Below are 22,406 nucleotides of genomic sequence, written 5' to 3' on the forward strand. Positions count from 1 at the left end.
CATGCACTTCGGCTTCACTCGGGACCAGGAAGCGTTCCGCGGCCGCGTACGCGAGGAGCTCGGCGCCGGGGACATCCGAGCTGAGCTGGACCGGCTCCTGGCCGACACCGGCCGGGAACCGGACGTCCGCCCGCTGTACCGGGCACTCGGCCGCCGGCGCCTGCTGGCCGCCAACTGGCCCGAGGAGTACGGAGGCCAGGGCGCCACGCTGACCGAGGCCTCGATCGTCGCCGAGGAACTGGCCCGCGCGGGCGTGCCGGACACGCTGCACGTCAACACCGTGCAGATCGTCGGGATGTTCCTGCTGCACGCCGGATCCGAACAGCTCAAGGCGCGTTACCTGCCCGCCGTCGGCGAGGGGCGGAGCTTCGCGAGCGTGCTGTACACGGAGCCGGAGGCCGGGTCCGACCTGGCCGGGCTGCGCACCACGGCGGTACGCGACGGCGACGATTTCGTCATCAGCGGCGTGAAGGCGTACAACCTCAAGAGCGACATCACCGATGTCGCCCTGTGCGCCGCGCGGACGGGCGACCCCGACGGGCGCTACCAGGGCATCACCCTCTTCATGGTCGCCATGGACGCCCCCGGCGTGCGCCGGGAGACGATCGCGGGGATCGCCGACGAGCAGTTCCACCGGGTGGTGCTCGACGAGGTACGCGTGCCCGCCGCCGACGTCGTCGGCGAGGTCGGCCAGGGATGGCAGCTGCTGACCCAGGCGCTCGCCGTGGAACGCACCGGTCTCGACTACTCGCTCAAGGCCGAGTCGTGGTACGCGGCCGTGGTCGCCGGCGGGCTCGAAGCGGCGGAACTGGAGCGCGGCGGCCGCTTCGGCGCAGAGGTCGAGGCCGCGCGGCTGCACACCTGGTGGGTGCTCGGGCAGCTCGACCGGGGGCTCGACGAGGCCGACACCACCAGCGCGGCCGTGGCCAAGTACGTCACCAGTGAACTGGCCCGTGAGGTGGCCGCGTGGGCGAACACCCTCCCGCCGTCCTCCCCGCCGGCCGCCGCGACCTCGACCCTGGAGGCCGCGTACCGGGAGGCGCCCGGTCTGACCTTCTCGGCCGGCACCTCCGAGATGATGCTCCAGATCGTCGCCGCGGGTGAAGGCGGCGGCACAGGGGCCGCCTCGGAAGCGGTGGAGGACACCCTGACCCGCCACCTGCGGCAGGCGATCCGCACCCGCTTCGCTTCGGTGGCGGCGCGCAAACTCGGGGTGGACGCCGTCCACGGCGCCCCGGCGGTGGACGGCGCGTCCTGCCCGAGCTGGCCCGCCCTCGTCGAGATCGGCGCGCCCGGATTCGAGGTGCCCGCGGACGCGGGCGGACTCGGACTGGGGCTGCCCGGCTCCCTGGTGGTGTGCGAGGAACTCGGACGCGCCGCCCTGGGCGGTCCGTACCGCGCCACGGCACTCACCGCCGACGTGGTGGGTCTCTGCGCCGCCGACGGCGCGCACGAGGCCGTACTGAACGGCTTGAGTTCGGGTGAACTCACCGTGTCCGCCGACGCGTTCGGAGCTGGGAAGCCGCTCGCGGCGCAGCCGGCCGACGGGGGCTGGACCGTCTCACTCAAGGCCGTCGACGGTACGCGTGCCGGTGCGCACGAGCCGGACACCACGCACCGACTGCTCTTCCTGGAGACCGCGGACGGCGTGGTCGTGGCCCTGCTCCCCACGGACGACGTGGGTGCTCACGGCGACGTGTTCGTCCCGCACGGCTGCGCGCTCGGCCGGCCGTCACCGGCGCGGTGGCCGGAGCTGACGGCCCGCGCCCGCATCCGGCAGGCCGCCTACCTGCTCGGCCTGGCCGAGGGCGCGCACGCCGCGGCCCGCGCGCACACGCTGCGCCGCGAGCAGTTCGGCTCCGTCCTCCACGACTTCCAGGGCGTCTCCTTCGCGCTGGCGCGCGCGGCGACCCGGGTGGAGACGGTGCGCCTGGCGGTGCTCCGGGCGGGCGAGCTCGCGGACGAGGACCGGCCCGCCGCCCGCGCCGCGCTGGACGCGCTGGCGCTGGCCGCGGAGACGGCGGCCGACGTCACGGCGACCGCCGTGCACGTGTGCGGGGTGCGCGGTCTGACGGCGGAGCTGCCGGTGCAGCGTCACTACCGGCTGGCCCGTACGGAGACCGTCCGCATGGGGGCGCCCGCCGGGCTGTTCCGCGAGGCAGGACGGCTGCGGCTGTCCGGCGGGGACGACCTGGAGCTGCTGACCGCACCGACCGGAACGCCATGACCGAGCACCACCGAACCAGAACACGACCGAGAACCGAGGAGACGTCCATGGCCGCATCCGAACAGCCCGAGGCCGCGGAGCAGGAGAGCGAGCTCCAGTACCGCGTGGTCGCCAACGACGAGGAGCAGTTCTCCATCTGGCCGCTGGGCCGCGAAGTGCCCGCGGGCTGGCGCGACATGGGGGTCAGCGGGCCGGAGGCGCGGTGCCTGGAGCACATCGCCGAGGTGTGGACCGACCTGCGGCCGCTGAGCCTGCGCCAGGACATGGCGGCCGGCACCTCCGCGCCCTCGTCGGCGCTGCCCCGATGACCACGGACACCACGGTGGACCGGTGGCTCTCGGGCGAGCGGCTGCCGCAGGCCCGGGCCCGGCTGATCGCCTTCCCGCACGCCGGGGGAGCGGCCAGTGCTTACCGCCAGTGGTCGACGTGGGCGGGCCCGGACCTGGAGCTGCGCGCGGTGCAGTACCCGGGCCGCGCCGGGCGGTTCACGGAACCGGCACACACCCGGTGCGAGCCCCTGGCGCACGACATAGCCGCCCGCCTCCAGGCGTTCACGGACCTTCCGCTGGTCCTCTTCGGCCACAGCATGGGCGCCCTGGTGGCGTTCGAGGTGGCGGTGGAGCTGGAGCGGACCTACGGCATCCGGCCCGCCCACCTCGTCGTGTCCGGGGCTCCGGCCCCCTCCGTGCCCTCCCGCACCACCGCGATGCGCTCCGACGTCCCCGACGAGACGCTGGTCGCCGCGATGCGCGCCCTGGGCGGCAGCAAGGAGGAAGTGCTCGCCGACCCGGAACTGCTGCCCCTGATCCTGCCGGTGATGCGCGCGGACCTGGCGATCGGCGAGAGCTACCGGCCGCGCGCCCGGACGCGGATCGGCGCTCCCGTCACCGTCATGTCGGGCGTCGACGACGCCTCCGCCACGGCCGCGGACATCCGGGGCTGGCAGGAATACACCACCGGAGAGTTCCAGCAGCTCTCCTTCCCCGGCGATCACTTCTATCTGCACGCCGAGCAGGCGCAGCAGGTCTTCGGCCGCGTACGCGACCTGGTCGGGCAGTGCGCGGCCGACGGAACGCGGCGGCCGGACGGACGATGGAGCGAGCACACCCAGTGACGTACGCGGAACCGCTGGTCCACCAGCTCTTCGAGGCTCAGGCCGCCGCCGCGCCGGACGCCGTGGCCGTGGTCCACGGCGCGGTCTCGGTGAGTTACCGGCAACTGGACGAGCGCGCCGACGCGCTGGCGCGGCACCTGCGCGCGCGGTGCGCCGGCACGGTGGACGAGGGTCCCGCCGCAGAGCCGGTGGTCGCCGTCCGGATGCCGCGCGGCCCTGAGCTCGTCACGGCGCTGCTCGCCGCCGCCAAGGCAGGGGCCGCCTATCTGCCGCTCGATCCCGGACTCCCCGCGGACCGCACGCGGTATCTGCTGCGGTCCGCGGGGGCACGGCTGCTGCTCACCGACGGGCGGCGCGTGCCGGACGCCTGCGCCGCGGCCGTCGCCGGGGACCTGCCCGTGCTTGACGTGTGCGCCGCGCCGGAGAACGGCGCGGGCGCGGGTGCGGGCGGCGCCGTACGCGACGACCCGCGACGCCTCGCCTACCTCATCCACACCTCCGGCTCCACCGGCCTCCCCAAGCCCGTGGCCGTCGAGCACCGCTCCCTCGCGAACCACGCGCAGGCCATCCGCGCGCTCTTCGGGCTGTCCCGGACGGACCGCGTGCTCCAGTTCACCAACCCCGGGTTCGACGTACTCGGCGAGGAGGTCTACCCGACTCTGGCCGCGGGCGGCACCCTCGTCGTCCTGGACGACACCGCGCTGCCGCCCGCCGCGATGGAGGACTTCCTCCGTACGCACCAGGTGACGGTCGCCAACCTCCCGACGCCGTACTGGGCACAGTGGTGCGCCGACCTCGACCGGACACCGCGCCCCCTGCCGCAGAGCCTGCGGCTCCTCGTCGTCGGCAGCGACACCACGCACACCCGCACCCTTGCCGCCTGGCGCAGGCACAGCGCCGTACCCGTGATCAACGCCTACGGGCTCACCGAGACCACGATCACGGCCACCGCCGCGGTCTATCCGGACCGTGCCCCGCTCCCCGGCGGCAGTACGCTGCCCATCGGCACGGCACTCGACGGCGTCGAGGCGTACGTCCTCGACCACGCGATGGTGCCCTGCGCTCCCGGTGAGACCGGTGAGCTGTACATCGGCGGACGTGCGGTGGCGCGTGGCTATCAGGGCAGGGCCGACCTCACCGCCCGGCGTTTCGTGCCGGACCCGTTCGCCGGGAGCCCCGGCGGCCGCCTGTACCGCACCGGCGACCTGGCGCGCCGGGACGCGGACGGCGCGATCGAGTTCCTGGGCCGCGACGACCACCAGGTGAAGATCCGCGGCCACCGCGTCGAGCCGGCCGAGGCCGAAGCGGCACTCGCGCAGGACGCCCTGGTACGGGAGTGCGCCGTGGTGGCCATGACCGCGGAGTCCGGGCACACCCAACTCGTCGCCTACATCGTCGGGGACGCCGATCCGCAGCGGCTGCGCGCACTCGCCGCCCGGTCCCTGCCCGACTACGCGATCCCCTCGGCGTATGTCGCACTGCCCGCCCTGCCGGTCACCGCCCAGGGAAAGCTGGACCGCAAAGCCCTGCCCGCGCCCGCACCTGAGGAGCGCCACACCCCCTACGTCCGCCCGGTGGGGCCGGACGAGGAACGCCTCGCGGCACTGTGGAGCGAGGTGCTCGGCGTGCGCCGCGTGGGGCGGACCGACGAGTTCATCGGGCTCGGCGGCGACTCCCTGCACATGGCACGGGTGCTTGGCCGGATGGCGCAGGAGTACGGAACGCGGGTGACCGCACGCGAGTTCCTGGCGGCCGGCACGGTCAAGGACCTCGCCGTCCTGGTCCGCGGCGGCGCCCCCGTACCGCCCCCGGCGCGGGAAACCGCCCCTGCGGACGCGGTCTCGCCCGGCGAGCAACGCCTGTGGATCCTCGGGCAGTTCAGGCAGGCGGCCGGCACCGCGTACAACGTGCCGAGCGCGCTGCGGCTGCACGGCGACCTCGACGTCGCCGCCCTCCGGCTCGCCCTGGGGGACGTCGTCGAGCGCCACGAGCGGCTGCGGACCTCCTTCCACTTCCGGGACGGCCGCCTGACGGCCCAGATAGCGCGGGACGTGACGGTGCCTTTGCCGGTCATCGACCTGAGCGCGGGCGACCAGGGCGCGGCCGCCCCGCTCGTACGGGCCGAGCAGCTCGCGCGGCAGCCGTTCGACCTGGCGAGCGCCCCGCTGCTGCGCGCCGCGCTCATCCGGGTGGCACCCGACGACCACCTGCTCGTCGTGGTCACCCACCACATCGTCTCGGACGGGGTGAGCAGCGACGTGCTCGACCGGGACCTCGCAGCGGCCTACGCGGCGCGGCTGGCCGGCGGGACGTCGCCGTGGCGGGAACCCTCCACCGGATACCGCGACTTCATCCGCACGCAGCACGACCTGGACGGCTCCGCCTCGGCGGACGCCCTCGTCGCACACGTGGTGGAACGGCTGCGCGGAGCGCCCACGGTGCTGGAACTCCCGGCCGACCACCCACGGCCCAAGGCCATGAGCTACCGCGGCCACCGCCTCTCGCGGAACACTCCGGACGGCCTCCTCGCCGCGGTCACCCGGCTCGCCCGCGAGGAAGGAACCACCCCGTACTGCGTGGTCCTGACCGCGCTCGGCGCCGCGCTGCGTGAACTCTGCGGGCAGGACGACCTGTTGATCGGCTCGCCCGCGGCGGGCCGGCCGGGGCCGGACTTCGAGGACGTCCTCGGGTTCTTCGTGAACACGGTCGTCCTGCGGCTCGACTTCCGGGGCACCCGCTCCTTCCGCGACGCGCTGCGCCTGGCACACGGGCAGGTGCTCGACGCCATCGAGCACGAGTACGTCCCCTTCGACCGGCTGGTGCAGGAACTCGTCACCGAACGGGTGCTGTCCGTGCCGCCGCTCGTCCAGGCGGCCCTCGCCTACCAGGGGCCGCGCCGCCCCGAGGCCCGCCTCGCGGGACTGCGGGCGACGCCGGTACCGCTGCACAACGGCAGCGCGAAGTTCGATCTCACACTGGAGATCGAGGAAGTGGCCGGGGAGATAGTGGCCACCGTCGAGTACAGCACCGACCTCTTCGCGCGCGGCACGGTGGAGGACCTGCTCGACCGCTGGACAGCGGTGATTTCAGAGGCAGTCGCACGGCCGGATGCGGTCCTGTGCGGCGCAAGGGGAGGGGCGAGGACATGACGGACACAGGTGTGCTGGGGACGCCGGCGGGAGCGGGGCCGGGGTTCGAGCGGCTGCGCGAGGTGTGGTCGCAGGTGCTGGGGCGTGACTCCATCGCGGCGGACGACAACTTCTTCTCCCTCGGCGGGGACTCGATCACGGCGATCCGGCTGGTGGCGCAGGCGCGCTCGGCGGGCCTCGACATCAGCGTGGAAGAGGTGTTCCTCCATCCCACGCTCGGTGAACTCGCCCGCGAGGCCGCGGGGCTCGGCGACGATCCCGTGGCCGAGCAGCCCTCGACGGGTGCCACGCTCACGACGACGCTCGCCGACCTCGACCCGGCACTCGTGCCCGCGGGCGTGGCGGCCGCCTACCCGCTCTCCTCGCTCCAGCTGGGCATCCTGTACCACTGCGAACTCAGCGACGACCCGGCGCTCTACCACGACCTGACCCGGGTGCGCGTGAGCGGCCCGTGGGACGAGGGGGCGCTGCGGGACGCCGTGGCGGCGCTCGTCGACCGGCACGAGATGCTCCGCACCTCCTTCGAACTCGCCGAGTTCCGCGAGCCCCTGCAGCTGGTCCACGGCACGGCCACGGTCCCCCTGGAGACGCAGGACCTGAGCGGACTCACCGACGAGGAGCAGCAGAGGGCCCTGGACGACTGGTGGGAGCGGGAATCCGCGACCGCCTTCGACGAGACGAAGGCCCCGCTGCTCCGCATCCACGTGGGTGTCCTCTCCCAGGACTCCTTCCACCTCTCCCTGTCGGTGCATCACATCCTCCTCGACGGCTGGAGCTTCGCCCGCCTCGCGACCGAGATCCTGGTCGAGTACGAGCGGCGGCTCGGGTACGACGGCCCGGGACTCGAACCGATGCCGCAGGTCCGCTACCGCGACTTCGTGGCGGCCGAGCAGAGCGCCATCCGGAACGCCGCGTCGCGCACGTACTGGGGCGAGCTCCTCAAGGGCATGGAGCCGCTGTCCCTTCCGGTGGCCTCCGGTGCGGACGAGCCCGGAGCCGCCGAGCTGGTGCGGGAGCTGCCCGACGAACTCGCCGCGCGGGTACAGGAGTTCTCGGCGGCTCTGGGAGTACCGGCCAAGAGCGTCTTCCTGGCCGCGCACCTCTGGGCGATGGGCGAGCTCTGCGGAGCCGAGGACGTGGTGACCGGGCTGTGCGGGAACGGCCGCCCCGAGTCGGAGGGGGCGGACCTGGTGCTCGGTGTGTTCCTCAACGTGCTGCCAGTGCGCGTACGTCTGGAGCACGGCAACTGGACGGAGCTGGTCCAGGCCGCGTTCGAGGCGGAGCGCGAGCATCTCGCCCACCGCGGTTACCCGTTGGCCCGGATCCAGAAGGACCTGGGGCACGCCCCCTTCGAGGCGATGTTCAATTACACGGACTTCCACGTCTTCGACAAGGTCGACTCGCTGCGCCGCATCAGCACCGACCGGTGGAGCTTCGCCGACCGCACGAACTTCCCGGTGCTCGTCGAGGTGAACCGGCTCCCGCAGCGGAAGACCTACGAGCTGAGCATCCGGGTGGACCCCGCACAGGCGTCGGGGACCCTCGCGCCGAGGATCGGGGAGTCGATGGTGCGGGCCCTGTCCGCCATCGTGCGCAAGGCGGACTGACATCAATGCGGCAGTGAATCAGTGACAAGCGGAAACGAGGTTGAATCGTGGAGTACCGACGCTTCGGCAGGCTCGGGTGGCAGGTCAGCGAAGTCGGCTATGGGATGTGGGGAATAGCCGGAGGTGAAGGCGGCTGGTCAGGCGCCGACGACGCCACGGGCCAGGAGGCTCTGGAGGAGAGCATTCGGGGCGGCTGCAACTTCTTCGACACCGCGTGGATTTACGGGCGCGGCCACAGTGAGGAATTGCTCGGAAAACTGCTTGAGCAGCACCCGGAAGAACGGCTCTACATCGCCACGAAGATCCCGCCGAAGGACCGTAAGTGGCCGTCGACGCGGGACTCCAGGCTCGCCGATGTATTTCCCGAGGACCACATCATCGAATACACCCGCAAGAGCCTTCAGGGGCTCGGCACGGAATCGATCGACCTGCTGCAGTTCCATGTGTGGGAGGACAGCTGGGCCGACGACCGGAGCTGGCAGGACCCCATCCGCCGGCTGAAGGACGAGGGAGCCGTCAAGGGCGTGGGCATCAGCGTCAACCGCTGGGAGCCGACCAACGTCCTGAAGACGCTCGACACCGGGCTCGTCGACTCGGTTCAGGTGATCTACAACATCTTCGACCAAGCGCCGGAGGACGAGCTGTTCGCCGCCTGCCAGGAGCGGGACATCGCCGTCATCGCCCGGGTCCCCTTCGACGAGGGCACCCTGACCGGCACCCTCACGCACGAGACGACCTGGCCCGAGGACGACTGGCGCAGCTCGTACTTCGTGCCGGAGAACCTGCACGCCAGCGTCGACCACGCGGACGAGCTCAAGAAGGTCGTGCCCGCGGACATGACGATGCCCGAGCTTGCGCTGCGGTTCATCCTGCAGCACCCGGCAGTGAGCACCGTGATCCCGGGCATGCGCAGCGTCCGCCACGTCGCGGCGAACCTCGGGGTGAGCGGAGCGGAGCCGCTGTCGGCGGAGCTGTACGCCGAGCTGCGCCGCCACCGCTGGGACCGTACGCCGACGGCCTGGTCCCAGTGACGGCCCGGCCCCGGTAGGGGCAGCCGAAGAAAGCCGGGGGCGGGGAGGTGAACTCCCCGCCCCCGGCTTTTCGGGCGGTCCGGCCGGTGAGGTGCTAGCCCGCCTGCGTGATCCAGTGGTGGCCGCCGTGCGTGAAGCGGGTCTGGCGCGCCGTCCCGGGCGCGTCCGCGAGGTCGAGCAACCGCTGGACCTGGACGTTCCCCCGGTACAGCGTCGCCTCCACGGTCCCGCTCACGCCGGCCGCGAGGAGGTCGGCGCCGCCCGCCGCCGCCCGTCCGGACGCGTCGTGGAAGCGCCCCTCGTACACGGCGGTGCCGAGCGTGGCGGACAGCTGGCGCAGCAGCGCCGCCGAGGGCTTGTCGAGGCACGCCTGGTACAGCGCGTCGAGGCAGGGGCCGAGGACGTCGAGCCCCGGCGCCTCGTACACGCCACGGCACTTGGTCCCGTTCACCCGGTTCTCGACCACGGTGCGCAGCGATATCCCGTGCCGGGCGCCGAGGGCGTTGGCCCGCTCCATCGCTTCGAGCGGGGTGACCGCGGTGCCGTCCACCGCGACGGGACGTCCGCCCTCGAAGCGGACGGTGAACGTCTCGGGCTCGGCGGCCGCGTCCTGCGGCCACACCGTCATCAGCGGCTCCACCGACGCGGGCGCGGTGGTCAGGGACTCCAGCGCGTCGCTCTCGTGCGAGAAGCCGGCGAGCCCGCCGTCGACCGAGTACGCCACCCAGTCCGTGAGCTCCTTGGCGTAGCCCAGGCCGGACAGGTAGGTGCTCATGTCCGTGCGGGTCGGGAACCGCTCCAGCATCCACGCCCTGGTCCACGGCGTGAACACCGTGAGGTCGGGCGTGAAGCGTGCCGCGTAACGGGCGAACCTGGACTGGTCGTTGCCGCCGCCCACGCAGCCGTGGGCGAGCACGTCGCACCCGTCGGCGCGCAGGACCGGGCCGAGCCCGCCGACCAGGACCGCACGCGAGGCGCCGGTGGTGTTCCAGTAACCGCCCTCGTAGGTCGCCTGGTACGTCACGAGGTCGAGCGCGGTGCCGGCCATCTCGGCGCGGAGGTCGACGGCCTTGGACTTCAGGCCGTACTGGGAGAGGCGTGCGGCGAGTTCCCCTGCGGGCAGCGGCGCCTGCTGGCCGATGTCGGCGACGTAGCAGGTCACGTCGACATCATTTTCCGCCAGCCACGCGGCGACGGCGGTGCTGGAAAGCCCGCCCGAGGTGAACAGGCCCACGCGCAGGCCCTTGAGTTGTTTCAAATCCATCTGCGTATTACCCCCGGGACCGTGCGTCGACATAGTGGATACCGAATTTCATGACGGACCGAGCCGTGACATTAGTATCCCCGTTCTCACCGCGTCAACGCTCACTCCACCTGCGACGGGCAGGTCGCCAACGGAGCCACGACTGTAATTGCGATGCTTACGGACGTGGTAATCACGCAGCGGTATCGCTGCTGCTGGCGGCGGCCTTACCTTGTTCCGGAATATTAGGGGAATCACGATTCGTTTTCCCGGTTCGGAACTTCCGGTTCAGTCCGAACAAGTCCGAACAGTCGGGGCACAGTAGGCCGCCCACGAAGCGGCCCGTCAAGGGGGCGTCCGGTATGTCCGAGCGGTATCGAGTCGGGTCACGCAGTGACGTCGCGGAGCCATCCGCCGACGATCCGGGAGACCGCACCGTCCTGCAGCTGTTCGAGGCCAGGGCGGCCGCGACGCCGCAGGCGCCCGCCGTCACCCACGGTTCGCTGACGCTCTCCTACCGGGACCTCGACGAGCGGGCCAACGCCCTCGCCCGGCAGCTCGCCGAACTCGGCGTCGGCCGCGGCGACTTCGTTCCGCTCGTCGTCGACGGGGGAGCGGAGCTGCCCCTCGCGATGATCGCGGCGATGAAGCTCGCTGCGCCGTTCGTCCCGGTCGACGACTCGGGCCCCGCGGACCGCCTCGTCCGGATGATCGAGACCCTCGACGCCAAGGTGGTGCTGACCTCCGGGGGCGGTCGCCGGCCCCCGCTCGCCGTCCCCGTCCTGCCGGTGCGGCCCGCGGAACCGGCGCGCGACGTCGCGCCGCCGCCCGTGCCCCCGGCCACCTTGAACGACATCGTCTACGGCTTCTACACCTCCGGTTCCACCGGCCTGCCCAAGTGCACGCTCAACGTGCACCGGGGTCTGCTCAACCGCTTCGCCTACATGAGCCGCCGGCTCAGCAGCCGCGTGGACGAGGTCGTGCTGCAGAACAGCAGGCACCAATTCGACTCGTCCCTCTGGCAGTTGCTGTGGCCCCTCACCACAGGTAGCCAGGTCGTGATACCCGAGCGCTCGGGCATCCTCGACCTCGAGGCGACGGTGGACGTCATCCACCGGCACGCCGTCACCACCACCGACTTCGTGCCCTCGATCTTCAACACGCTGGTGGAGCTGCTCACCACGGAACCCGGCCTGATCCACCGCCTCGGCTCCCTGCGCCGACTGCTCATCGGCGGCGAGGAGATGACCGCGGACGCCGTCCGCACCTTCCGGTCCTATCTCCCGGACGTGGACATCATCAACACCTACGGCCCGACCGAGGCGTCGATCGGCAGCGTCTTCCACACCGTGAGCGACGCCGACCGCGATCCCATGCCTATCGGCCGCCCCATCGACAACACCTACGCGGTGATCGTGAACGACCGCGCGGAGCTCGTGGAGAACGGGGAGACCGGCGAGATCTGGATCGGCGGCGAGTGCCTCGGCCTCGGGTACGTGAAGGACCCCCGCAAGACCGCGGCCGTGTTCGTGCCCAACCCCTTCCCGGAGATCCCGGGCGACCGGCTGTACCGCACGGGTGACCTCGGCTACCGGCGGCCGGACGGGCTCCTGCAGTTCGTCGGGCGCCTCGACCACCAGGTCAAGATCGGCGGCGTGCGCATCGAGCTGTCGGAGGTCGAGGCGGGGCTGCTGAGCCACCCGCAGGTGCGGGAAGCCAAGGTGATCGTGCACGAGGAGGGCGACAGCCGGGCGCTCGTCGCCTTCGTGACCGTGCGCTCCGCCGAACTCGGCACCGCCCTGCTCAGGGAGCACGCCGCCGCGAGCCTGCCGCCCGCGCTGACACCGCGCCGCTTCGTCGTCCTGGACGCCATGCCGCTCACCCCCAACGGCAAGGCCGACCGCAAGGCGCTCAAACAGCTTGCCCAGTCCGGCCCGGGACCGGACCGGACCGACCTGCCGGAGCCGACCGTCCCCGGCGGCACGGCAGGGGCGGAGCACGCCCCGGAGTCCGTCGAGGTCGTGGTCCGCGCCACCTGGCTGGGCTTCCTGCCCGTCGGACAGGTCGACCCGGGCGCCGACTTCTTCGAGCTGGGCGGTGACTCGCTCGGTGCTCAGCGCCTCGCCGTGGCCCTGAGCGAGCGGTTCGGCACCCGCGTGTCGGTTCGGGACGTGTACGAGCGCCCGACCGTGGCCCGGCAGGTCGCCCTCCTGACCGGACACGACGCCCCCCGGCCGGCGCCGGACGGCGCCGCCGACGAGGCCGCGGCCCGCGAGCTCAGGGAACTCCTCAACGCCGACGCGGCGTTGCCCGAGGACATCGTCCCGCCGTCCGTCGTCACCGCGCCCGCGTCCCCGTGCGACGTGCTGCTGACCGGCGCCACCGGCTTCATCGGCGGTCAGCTGCTGCACGACCTGCTGGTGAATACGGAGGCGGTCGTGCACTGCCTGGTACGGGCGGACGACGCGGCGACCGCCCGGCAGCGGGTCGTCGCGAACCTGCGGGAGTACCGCCTCTGGGACGAGACCCACGCGGACCGGATCGAGGGAGTGCCGGGAGACCTGCGCCTGCCCCGACTCGGACTCGGCGATGCGGAGTTCACCACCCTGGCCGAGCGCGTCGACACGGTCGTCCACAACGGCGCGATGGTCAACCTCGCCCGCGGCTACCACGCCCACCGGGGCGCCAACGTCCACGGCACCGTGGAGATCCTCCGCCTCGCCACCACCCACCGCGCCAAGCAGCTGCACTTCGTCTCGACCCTGGGAGTGTTTCCCACCGGGGAGGACGGCGCCGGGGTCATCCCCGAGGGCCCCGTGTCGGCCGACGCGGTGCCCGCCGACGGATACAGCCAGTCGAAGTGGGTCGCCGAACGGCTGCTCGCCGAGGCCGCCGAGCGAGGACTGCCCGTCACCGTCCACCGCTTCGGCGAAGTCACCCCGCACTCCGTCACCGGTGTCCCCAGCCGCTGGGGACTGCACGACCTGCTCGTCAAGGCCTGTCTGCAGACGGGGATGTGGTTCTCCAGCCCCATCGTCACCGACTACACGCCGGTGGACCACGTCAGCGCGCTGGTGGTCGCCGCCGCCTGCCGGGGCGAGCGCGGGTGGCTGCACGAGGTACAGCCCCACGCCGTGGGCTTCGACGCGCTGATGGCCGTGTTCCAGGAGGTCTTCCGCCTCACCGAAGTTCCGTACCCGGTGTTCTGGGAAGAGGTGCGGCGGCAGTCCGCCGCGTCGCCGGACAACAGCGACCTCGTACGGATCCTCGCGCTGCTGCCGCCGCCCGAGGACGACGACACGGGCTCCGGCGACGGCGACGGGGGACTGCGGGTGAAGGAGAGCCTCGCGGGACTCTTCCGGCAGGACCCGGCGGCGGTGGGCAGGGAGCGGGCCGAGCGGCTGGCGGCCGAGGCCGGTCTGTCGTGGCCGCCCGTCGGGCACGACGTGTTCCGGCGGTACGCCGCCTTCTACCAGTCGATCGGCTGGTAGCCCCATGCCCACTACCGATGGTGGCGGGACCGTATGGCTGACGGGTCTGCCGAGCGCCGGGAAGACCACGATCGCCCACGCGCTGGCCGGGCGCCTGCGAGGTGAGGACCACCGCGTCGAGGTGCTCGACGGGGACGAGATCCGCGAGTTCCTCTCGGCGGGCCTCGGCTTCAGCCGCGAGGACCGGCACACCAACGTGCAGCGGATCGGGTTCGTCGCCGAACTGCTCGCCTCCCACGGCGTGAAGGTACTCGTACCGGTGATCGCGCCCTACGCGGACAGCCGGGACGCGGTGCGCGAACGGCACCGGCGCGAGGGCACCGTATATCTGGAGGTGCATGTCGCCACTCCGGTGGAGGTCTGTTCCGAACGCGATGTGAAGGGCCTGTACGCCAAGCAGGCCGCGGGGGAGATCGCCGGTCTGACCGGGGTCGACGACCCCTACGAGGAGCCCGAGTCGCCGGATCTGCGGATCGAGTCGCAGCGGCAGACCGAGCAGGAGTCCGCAGCCGCGCTGTACGCGCTGCTCGTCGAAAGGGGTCTGGCATGACGATCAGCGTGTCTTCGCTGCCACACATGACCGAAAGCCCGTACGTGCTGAGCCACTTGGACGCCCTGGAGTCCGAGGCGGTGCACATCTTCCGTGAGGTGGCGGGGGAGTTCGAGAACCCGGTGATCCTCTTCTCCGGTGGCAAGGACTCGATCGTCATGCTGCACCTGGCGCTGAAGGCGTTCGCCCCGGCGGCGGTCCCCTTCTCGCTGCTGCATGTCGACACCGGGCACAACTTCCCCGAGGCGATCGACTACCGCGACCGGGTCGTGGAGCGGCACGGGCTGCGGCTGCATGTGGCCTCGGTGCAGGAGTACATCGACGCGGGCACGTTGCGCGAGCGGCCCGACGGGACCCGTAATCCGCTGCAGACCGTGCCGCTCACGGAGAAGATCCAGAGCGAGCGGTTCGACGCGGTCTTCGGCGGCGGGCGCCGGGACGAGGAGAAGGCGCGCGCCAAGGAGCGGGTGTTCTCGCTGCGCGACGAGTTCTCGCAGTGGGACCCGCGCCGCCAGCGCCCCGAGCTGTGGCAGCTCTACAACGGCCGCCACGCCCCCGGCGAGCACGTGCGTGTCTTCCCGCTCTCCAACTGGACCGAGCTGGATGTCTGGCAGTACATCGCCCGCGAGGACATCGAGCTGCCGCAGATCTACTTCGCGCACGAGCGAGAGGTGTTCCGGCGGGCGGGGATGTGGCTGACCGCCGGGGAGTGGGGCGGGCCGCGCGCCGACGAGCCGGTCGAGACACGGCTGGTGCGCTACCGGACCGTCGGTGACATGTCCTGCACCGGCGCCGTCGACTCCGATGCGACGGGCCTGGAGCAGGTCATCGCCGAGATCGCCGCGTCCCGGCTGACCGAACGAGGCGCGACCCGCGCCGACGACAAGCTGTCCGAGGCCGCGATGGAAGACCGCAAGCGCGAGGGGTACTTCTAAACATGACCACCAGCACCAGCACCGGTACAAGCACTAGCACCGGCCCCGGAACAAGCACCGGGACCGACGCCAGCACCCGCACGGACGACGGCGCCGCTTCCGCGGCCGGAACACTCCGCCTCGCCACGGCCGGTTCGGTCGACGACGGCAAGTCGACCTTGGTGGGGCGCCTCCTTCACGACTCCAAGTCGATCCTTTCCGATCAGCTGGAGGCCGTCGAGCGGGCCTCGCGCAGCCGCGGCGCCGCCGAAACCGACCTGGCCCTCCTGACCGACGGCCTGCGTGCCGAGCGGGAACAGGGCATCACCATCGACGTGGCCTACCGCTACTTCGCCACCGCCCGGCGCCGGTTCATCCTCGCCGACACCCCCGGGCACGTGCAGTACACGCGCAACATGGTCACCGGCGCCTCCACCGCCGAACTGACCGTCATCCTGGTCGACGCCCGCAACGGAGTGGTCGAGCAGACCCGCCGCCACGCCGCCGTCGCCGCCCTGCTGCGCGTCCCGCACGTGGTCCTCGCCGTGAACAAGATGGACCTCGTCGACTACGCCGAGCCCGTCTTCGCGAAGATCGCCGAGGAGTTCACCGCGTACGCCGCCGAGCTCGGCATACCGGAGGTCACCGCCATCCCCGTCTCCGCCCTCGCGGGCGACAACGTGGTCGACCCGTCCGCGCACATGGACTGGTACTGCGGCCCGACGGTCCTGGAGCACCTGGAGACCGTTCCGGTCGGTCACGACCCGGACGGCTGCCAGGCCCGCTTCCCCGTGCAGTACGTCATCCGCCCGCAGACCGCCGAACACCCCGACTACCGCGGCTACGCGGGCCAGATCGCCGTCGGCACCTTCCGCGTCGGCGAGTCCGTCACCGTCCTGCCCTCCGGACGCACCTCCACCGTCAAGGGCATCGACCTGCTCGGCACCCCCGTCGACGTCGCGTGGTCACCCCAGTCGGTCACCATCCTTCTCGAAGACGACATCGACGTCTCCCGCGGCGACCTCCTGGTGCCCTCCGACGGCATCCCCGCCCTCGGCCAGGACGTCGAGGCCACGGTCTGCCACGTCGCCGACACGCCCCTCACGGTCGGCCAGCGGGTCCTGCTCAAGCACACCACCCGCACCGTCAAGGCCATCGTCAAGGAGATCCCGTCGCGGCTGACCCTGGAGGATCTCTCCCAGTACCCCGCCCCCGGCCGGCTCGTCGCCAACGACATCGGCCGGGTCAGGGTCCGCACCGCCGAACCGATCGCCCTGGACTCCTACGCCGACTCCCGGCGCACCGGATCCTTCCTCCTGATCGACCCCGCCGACGGCACCACTCTCGCCGCCGGGATGCGCACCGCGTAGCCGGGATGCGCACCGCGTAACCGAAGGCCGGGTCCCGGCGAAGGGTCAGGCGCCGGCGCAGTCGGGGCACCGGCCCCGGAAGGTCACCTCGGCCGCGGAGACGGTGAAGCCGTACCGCTCGGAGGGCGGCAGGTCGGTGAGCGGGTCGCCCTCGGGGTGGACGTCGCGGATGGCGCCGCAGCCCGAGCACACCAAGTGCTGGTGGGGGTGGTGGGCGTTCGGGTCGTAGCGTTTGGCACGGCCGTCCGTGGCCACTTCGGCGACTTCGCCGAGCGCGACCAGTTCGCCGAGGGTGTTGTAGACGGTGGCGCGCGAGATCTCCGGCAGCCGGAGCGTGGCCTGGACGAGCACCTCGTCGGCGGTCAGGTGGACGTGTTCACCGGCGAGCACCTCGGCGACGACGCGACGCTGGGCGGTCATCCGCCAGCCGCGGCCACGAAGTCGATGCAGCAGGTCACTCATGACCACCAGCCCTCACTGTGCATAGTCCCGACGATTGGATACGCGTGCGCCTGTCCGTCGTATTGACTTGTCTGCCGTATTGACTTGTCTGGCATATTGACTTGGATTTGGTCCATCGTAGGATCGGTTCCGGCTGACAGCCAAGGGTCAGGGCAACAGCAGGGAACTACACGTGACTTCAGGAGACGGGTCCTCCCGGCCCGGCATCCGGATCCGCGGCTCGCAGACCGCACGCCCGCGCGCGGTCGGTCGGACCTGTGCCCCCGACTGTTCCACCACCCTCAGCTCTTGAGCACCGTGATCCGCCCCCTCCGGAAGGATTCCCATGACTGAGAACCACGACGCGATCGTCACCGACCCCAAGCCGGAGGAGACAGGGAGCGGTTGCCCGGTCGCGCGCGCGGCACACCCGACGCAGGGCGGCGGGAACCGGCAGTGGTGGCCGGAACGGCTCAACCTGAAGATCCTCGCCAAGAACCCCGCCGTGGCCAACCCGCTCGGCGAGGAGTTCGACTACGCCAAGGCGTTCGAGTCCCTGGACCTCCCGGCCGTGAAGCGGGACATCGCCGAGGTCCTCACGACCTCGCAGGACTGGTGGCCCGCCGACTTCGGCAACTACGGCCCGTTCATGATCCGCATGGCCTGGCACAGCGCGGGCACCTACCGGATCAGCGACGGCCGCGGCGGCGCCGGCGCCGGCCAGCAGCGCTTCGCCCCGCTCAACAGCTGGCCGGACAACGCCAGCCTCGACAAGGCCCGCCGGCTGCTGTGGCCGGTCAAGAAGAAGTACGGGCAGTCCCTCTCGTGGGCCGACCTCCTGGTCCTCACCGGCAACGTCGCCCTGGAGCAGATGGGCTTCGAGACCTTCGGCTTCGGCGGCGGCCGCGCCGACGTGTGGGAGCCCGACGAGGACGTCTACTGGGGTCCGGAGACCACCTGGCTCGGCGACGAGCGCTACACCGGCGACCGTGAGCTGGAGAACCCTCTCGGCGCTGTCCAGATGGGTCTGATCTACGTCAACCCCGAGGGCCCGAACGGCACTCCGGACCCGATCGCCGCGGCCCGCGACATCCGTGAGACCTTCCGCCGGATGGCGATGAACGACGAGGAGACGGTCGCCCTGATCGCGGGCGGTCACACCTTCGGCAAGACCCACGGCGCGGGCCCGGCCGACGCGGTCGGCGACGACCCCGAGGCCGCCCCGATGGAGCAGATGGGACTGGGCTGGCGGAGCACGCACGGCACCGGCGTCGGCGCCGACGCGATCACCAGCGGTCTCGAGGGCATCTGGACCGACACCCCCACCGCGTGGGACAACAGCTTCTTCGAGATCCTCTTCGGCTACGAGTGGGAGCTGTTCAAGAGCCCCGCGGGCGCCTTCCAGTGGCGGCCGAAGGACGGCGCGGGAGCGGGCACCGTGCCCGACGCGTTCGACGCGTCGAAGACCCACGCCCCGACGATGCTGACGACCGACCTCTCGCTGCGCCTCGACCCGGTCTACGAGCCGATCTCGCGCCGCTTCAAGGACGACCCGCAGGCGTTCGCGGACGCCTTCGCCCGGGCCTGGTTCAAGCTGACCCACCGTGACATGGGCCCGGTCGTGCGCTACCTCGGCCCGGAGGTCCCGAGCGAGACGCAGCTGTGGCAGGACCCGCTGCCCGAGGCGACGTACGAAGGCATCGGCGCCGAGGAGACCGCCGCTCTCAAGGCGCAGATCCTCGACTCGGACCTGTCGGTGTCCCAGCTGGTGTCCACCGCGTGGGCCGCGGCCTCGTCCTTCCGCGGCAGCGACAAGCGCGGCGGTGCCAACGGCGCGCGCATCCGCCTGGAGCCGCAGCGCGGCTGGGAGGTCAACAACCCCGACCAGCTGGCGACCGTCCTGAGCACCCTGGAGACCATCCAGGAGTCCTTCAACTCGGCCCGCACCGACGGCAAGCAGGTCTCGCTCGCGGACCTGATCGTGCTCGGCGGCGGCGCGGCCGTCGAGCAGGCCGCCAAGGACGCGGGCTTCGCCGTCGAGGTGCCCTTCACGCCGGGCCGCGTCGACGCGTCGCAGGAGCAGACCGACGTGGAGTCGTTCGCGGCGATCGAGCCCGCGGCGGACGGTTTCCGCAACTACGTCGGCAAGGGCAACCGGCTGCCCGCCGAGTACCTGCTGCTCGACAAGGCGAACCTGCTGACCCTGAGCGCCCCGGAGATGACCGTGCTCGTGGGCGGCCTGCGGGTCCTGGGCGCCAACCACCAGGGCTCGAAGCTCGGCGTCCTCACCACGAGCCCCGGCACGCTGACCAACGACTTCTTCGTGAACCTGCTCGACCTGGGCACGACGTGGAAGTCGACGTCCGAGGCCCAGGACACCTTCGAGGGCCGCGACGCCGCGGGCGAGGTCAAGTGGACCGGCAGCCGCGCCGACCTGGTCTTCGGTTCGAACTCCGAACTGCGCGCGCTCGCCGAGGTGTACGCGAGTGACGACGCGAAGGAGAAGTTCGTGACCGACTTCGTCGCGGCGTGGGCCAAGGTCATGGACCTCGACCGGTTCGACGTCGCCTGATCCGGTTCGACGTCGCCCGATCCGGTTCCCGTCCGGCTGATCCGGGCCGCCTGTTCCGGTTCGCCGCCGTCCGCTCCGTCCGTACGTCAAGGCCGGTGCCCACCCGGGCCGGCCCGGACGTACGGCGGACGGGCGGCTACCCGATGTCCACCACCCGGGCCCAGGCGGGCGGCAGGTCCGGCGTGTAGTCGGGATCGTCCTCGTCCGCCCGCCCGCCACCGCGCCAGCGCGGGAACAGACCCACCACGGTCCGGCACGGCGGCTGCGTGCTCGGCCACGGCGTCTGGCCGTCGGTCAGGGCCACGATGACATCGGGCCGGGGCCGCGTCCGCAGCGCCCTGCTGAAGCCCGCACGCAGATCCGTGCCTCCCCCGCCCACCAGCGGAACCCCCGCGCTACGGCACAGGGAGTGGACCACCGGGGCCGCCGCGTCGCACGGCAGCACGGTGACCAGGTCGCGACGGCCGCCCACGGCCCGGGAGACGGCCGCCACTTCGAGGAGCGCGCTGCCCAGTTCGGCGTCGCTGACCGAACCGGACGTGTCGATCACGACGCAGACCCGGGGCGGCCTGCGCCGCAGGCTTGGCAGCACGACGCCGGGCAACCCGGCCGAACGGCGCCCCGGCCTGCCGTACGTGTAGTCCTCGCCCGCACCGGCACCCGAGGCCGCCGAGCGGACCGCCGACCCCAGCAACTCCCGCCACGGCTGCGGCGGATGGAACGCCTCCGCCGCCCACCGCCGCCACCCCCTGGGCGCGCTGCCCGGCCGGGCGGTGATGCCCTGCGCCACCCGGAACCGGACCGCGTCCCGCTCCTGTTCGCTGAGCCCGTGTGCGCCCTCCGGCCCCCGGTCCCACTCGCGCGGGCGTCCGTCGGCGCCGCTGCCGCAGTCCAGCCAGGCCATGCTCTGGGTGCGCGGTCCGAGCCGGAACTGGCGCAGGTAGTCCTCCATCAGCTCGCCGTCGGTGAGCCCCAACGTCTCGGGCAGGACGGCCCCTTCGGGCTGGACGAGGCCGTCACCGAACGCGTCGTCGTTGATCTCGCAGTCCGCGGCGATGTTCATCCGCAAGCGCTCCGCGGGTCCGGTGAGCCCGCGCTCCCGCGCGACGCGGTCGCTGCGGCCGTGGTGGTCGCGCAGCAGGTGGGAGACCTCGTGCACCCACACCCCGGCGAGCTCCTCCACAGGCGTCCGGTCCACAAAGACCGGCGAGACATAGCAGCGCCAGTGCCGGTCGACGGCCATCGTCGGCACCTGCCGTGACGCCACGGTGTGCAGTGCGAACAGCGCCGTGGCCAGGTAGGGCCGGGCGCGGGCCGCATGCAGGCGGGCGGCGAAGAGCTTGTCGAAGTCCAGTGCCCGCGCCGCGTCCGGGGCCGTCATCGGCCGGACCTGGCGGCGGCGCGGGCCGCCGCGCGGTCGGCCCGCCGGGACAGGGACACCGTGCCCGCAAGGCGTTCGATCGAGGCGGGGACGTCCCAGTCCGCGCGCCGCAGCGTGGCCAGCGTGGTCGCGGGTACGACGACGAGGTCCGGAGCGCCGGTCTCCACGGCCCGGACCAGCAGCGTCCATGCCGCGTCCCAGCGGGCCTTGTCCGGGCGGTTGCGGACCGCTTCCACCACGGCGTCGAGCACGGCCTGGCGCAGATCGCCGCGCTCGGGCAGGTCGGCGGCGGCCGGGTCGGCGAGGAGTTCCTCGGGGCCGGGCAGGTCCATCCGGTCGAGACCGGCCAGGAGTTCCAGCCCCGGTCCGTCTCCCACGGTTCCCCTGACGAGCAGGGAGAGCACGTCGCGTGAGGAGCCCGCGGCGGTCGCGAAGGCGGTCAGATGCAGGGCCATCTCCCAGCTCCGGGGTGAGGGCCAGGCCCCGCCGCGCCGCGCTTCGCTGCCGGGCAGCTGATGGACGAGTTTCGGCCGGGCCGCGAGCAGCCCGCAGACACCGCGACGGGCAAACTCCACGGCCTCGGGCAGTTTCCGCGGGTCGAGCCGGGGGAGCGTCGCCCGGGGCCAGGTGCCGCCGAGACCGCGTACGACCACGTCGTGGTCGTGGGTCCACCGCAGATGGACGAAGCGGTTGGCGAGCGGTGGGCTCAGCTCCCAGCCGTCGGCCGCCGACGAGCGCGGGTTGGCGGCGGCCACGATCCGTACACCGGGCGGGAGTTGCAGGGCGCCGATACGCCGTTCGAGGACCAGCCGGAGCAGCGCGGCCTGGACGGCGGGAGGCGCGGTGGACAGCTCGTCCAGGAACAGCAGCCCGCGGCCGGCCCGCACCAGGCGTACGGCCCAGTCCGGCGGCGCCATCGGCACGCCGTGCTCCGCGGGGTCGTCCCCGACGACGGGCAGGCCGGAGAAGTCGGACGGTTCGTGCACGCTGGCGATGACCGTGGTCAGGGGCAGGTCGAGGGCGGTGGCGAGCTGGGTGAGGGCCGCGGTCTTCCCGATGCCCGGTTCACCCCACAGGAGTACGGGCAGGTCGGCGGCCACCGCGAGGGTCAGGGCCTCCAGCTGGTCGTCCGGGCGCGGCTCGGTGGTCGAATCGCGCAGGAGCTCCAACAGGGCGCCTGCTACGTCGAGTTGGGCGGGCATCTCCTGGTCGGTGGGCGTGGCGGTGGCGGGGGAGGGGGTGTGTACGGGCATGAGTGATCACCTTTCGGTCTGTGATGGGTGGGTGAGGGGTGGGCGGCAGGACGCGGGGCCGGG

The 22,406-nt window shown here is 72.2% G+C and carries 15 protein-coding genes; 11 read left to right on the forward strand and 4 right to left on the reverse strand.

Features of this window, described 5'->3' with window-relative positions:
• Window position 1: 1 nt before the first annotated feature.
• From ACFVYL_RS27520 to ACFVYL_RS27545, 6 genes are read left to right on the forward strand one after another with little or no spacing between them, the layout of a single operon-like run.
• Entirely contained in the window at window positions 2–2,227 is a 2,226-nt protein-coding gene (locus tag ACFVYL_RS27520) for an acyl-CoA dehydrogenase family protein (RefSeq protein WP_389720374.1), read from the forward strand.
• A 47-nt stretch (window positions 2,228–2,274) separates the two neighbouring features.
• On the forward strand, window positions 2,275–2,535 hold the full coding sequence (locus ACFVYL_RS27525; protein ID WP_389720376.1) for an MbtH family protein: 261 nt from the start codon (window positions 2,275–2,277) through the stop codon (window positions 2,533–2,535).
• Window positions 2,532–3,341, forward strand: coding sequence for a thioesterase II family protein (locus ACFVYL_RS27530; RefSeq protein ID WP_389720379.1), 810 nt, complete (start codon window positions 2,532–2,534; stop codon window positions 3,339–3,341). The genes ACFVYL_RS27525 and ACFVYL_RS27530 overlap by 4 nt, the downstream gene beginning before the upstream one ends.
• The gene (locus ACFVYL_RS27535; protein ID WP_389720381.1) at window positions 3,338–6,490 is read left to right on the forward strand and encodes an amino acid adenylation domain-containing protein; all 3,153 of its coding nucleotides are present in this window, start codon (window positions 3,338–3,340) and stop codon (window positions 6,488–6,490) included. Before ACFVYL_RS27530 ends, ACFVYL_RS27535 begins: the two co-directional genes overlap by 4 nt.
• Window positions 6,487–8,097, forward strand: coding sequence for a condensation domain-containing protein (locus ACFVYL_RS27540; RefSeq protein ID WP_389720383.1), 1,611 nt, complete (start codon window positions 6,487–6,489; stop codon window positions 8,095–8,097). Before ACFVYL_RS27535 ends, ACFVYL_RS27540 begins: the two co-directional genes overlap by 4 nt.
• 47 nt (window positions 8,098–8,144) lie before the next feature.
• Window positions 8,145–9,128 (forward strand): aldo/keto reductase, encoded by a 984-nt coding sequence (locus tag ACFVYL_RS27545; RefSeq protein WP_389720386.1) that lies wholly within the window; start codon window positions 8,145–8,147, stop codon window positions 9,126–9,128.
• Window positions 9,129–9,222: 94 nt separating this feature from the next.
• On the opposite strand, the gene ACFVYL_RS27550 is transcribed toward ACFVYL_RS27545, so the two are convergent.
• Entirely contained in the window at window positions 9,223–10,386 is a 1,164-nt protein-coding gene (locus ACFVYL_RS27550) for an argininosuccinate synthase domain-containing protein (RefSeq protein WP_389720389.1), read from the reverse strand.
• Between the two features lie 347 nt (window positions 10,387–10,733).
• On the opposite strand from ACFVYL_RS27550, the gene ACFVYL_RS27555 reads away from it, so the two are divergent.
• The 4 genes from ACFVYL_RS27555 to ACFVYL_RS27570 are packed head-to-tail and all read left to right on the forward strand — an operon-like array spanning window position 10,734 to window position 16,696.
• Entirely contained in the window at window positions 10,734–13,862 is a 3,129-nt protein-coding gene (locus ACFVYL_RS27555; RefSeq protein ID WP_389720391.1) for an amino acid adenylation domain-containing protein, read from the forward strand.
• Window positions 13,863–13,866: 4 nt separating this feature from the next.
• A complete protein-coding gene (cysC, locus tag ACFVYL_RS27560; protein ID WP_389720393.1) occupies window positions 13,867–14,412 on the forward strand; it encodes an adenylyl-sulfate kinase in 546 nt (181 codons plus the stop codon).
• Between the two features lie 26 nt (window positions 14,413–14,438).
• On the forward strand, window positions 14,439–15,347 hold the full coding sequence (gene cysD / locus ACFVYL_RS27565; RefSeq protein ID WP_389720396.1) for a sulfate adenylyltransferase subunit CysD: 909 nt from the start codon (window positions 14,439–14,441) through the stop codon (window positions 15,345–15,347).
• A gap of 2 nt (window positions 15,348–15,349) precedes the next feature.
• A complete protein-coding gene (locus ACFVYL_RS27570; protein WP_389720399.1) occupies window positions 15,350–16,696 on the forward strand; it encodes a sulfate adenylyltransferase subunit 1 in 1,347 nt (448 codons plus the stop codon).
• Between the two features lie 45 nt (window positions 16,697–16,741).
• Here the strand turns inward: ACFVYL_RS27570 and ACFVYL_RS27575 are convergent, their stop codons facing one another.
• Complete coding sequence (locus tag ACFVYL_RS27575) at window positions 16,742–17,158, reverse strand: Fur family transcriptional regulator (RefSeq protein ID WP_389720402.1); 417 nt, start codon at window positions 17,156–17,158, stop codon at window positions 16,742–16,744.
• Window positions 17,159–17,483: 325 nt separating this feature from the next.
• On the opposite strand from ACFVYL_RS27575, the gene katG reads away from it, so the two are divergent.
• Window positions 17,484–19,709, forward strand: a complete 2,226-nt coding sequence (gene katG, locus ACFVYL_RS27580; RefSeq protein ID WP_389720405.1) for a catalase/peroxidase HPI — start codon at window positions 17,484–17,486, stop codon at window positions 19,707–19,709.
• Window positions 19,710–19,845: 136 nt separating this feature from the next.
• On the opposite strand, the gene ACFVYL_RS27585 is transcribed toward katG, so the two are convergent.
• Entirely contained in the window at window positions 19,846–21,090 is a 1,245-nt protein-coding gene (locus ACFVYL_RS27585; RefSeq protein ID WP_389720408.1) for a VWA-like domain-containing protein, read from the reverse strand.
• Window positions 21,087–22,343 (reverse strand): AAA family ATPase, encoded by a 1,257-nt coding sequence (locus tag ACFVYL_RS27590; RefSeq protein ID WP_389720411.1) that lies wholly within the window; start codon window positions 22,341–22,343, stop codon window positions 21,087–21,089. The genes ACFVYL_RS27585 and ACFVYL_RS27590 overlap by 4 nt, the downstream gene beginning before the upstream one ends.
• Between the last annotated feature and the right edge of the window lie 63 nt (window positions 22,344–22,406).

Origin of the sequence: Streptomyces sp. NPDC058308 (assembly GCF_042880275.1) — a bacterium.
GTDB lineage: Bacteria > Actinomycetota > Actinomycetes > Streptomycetales > Streptomycetaceae > Streptomyces.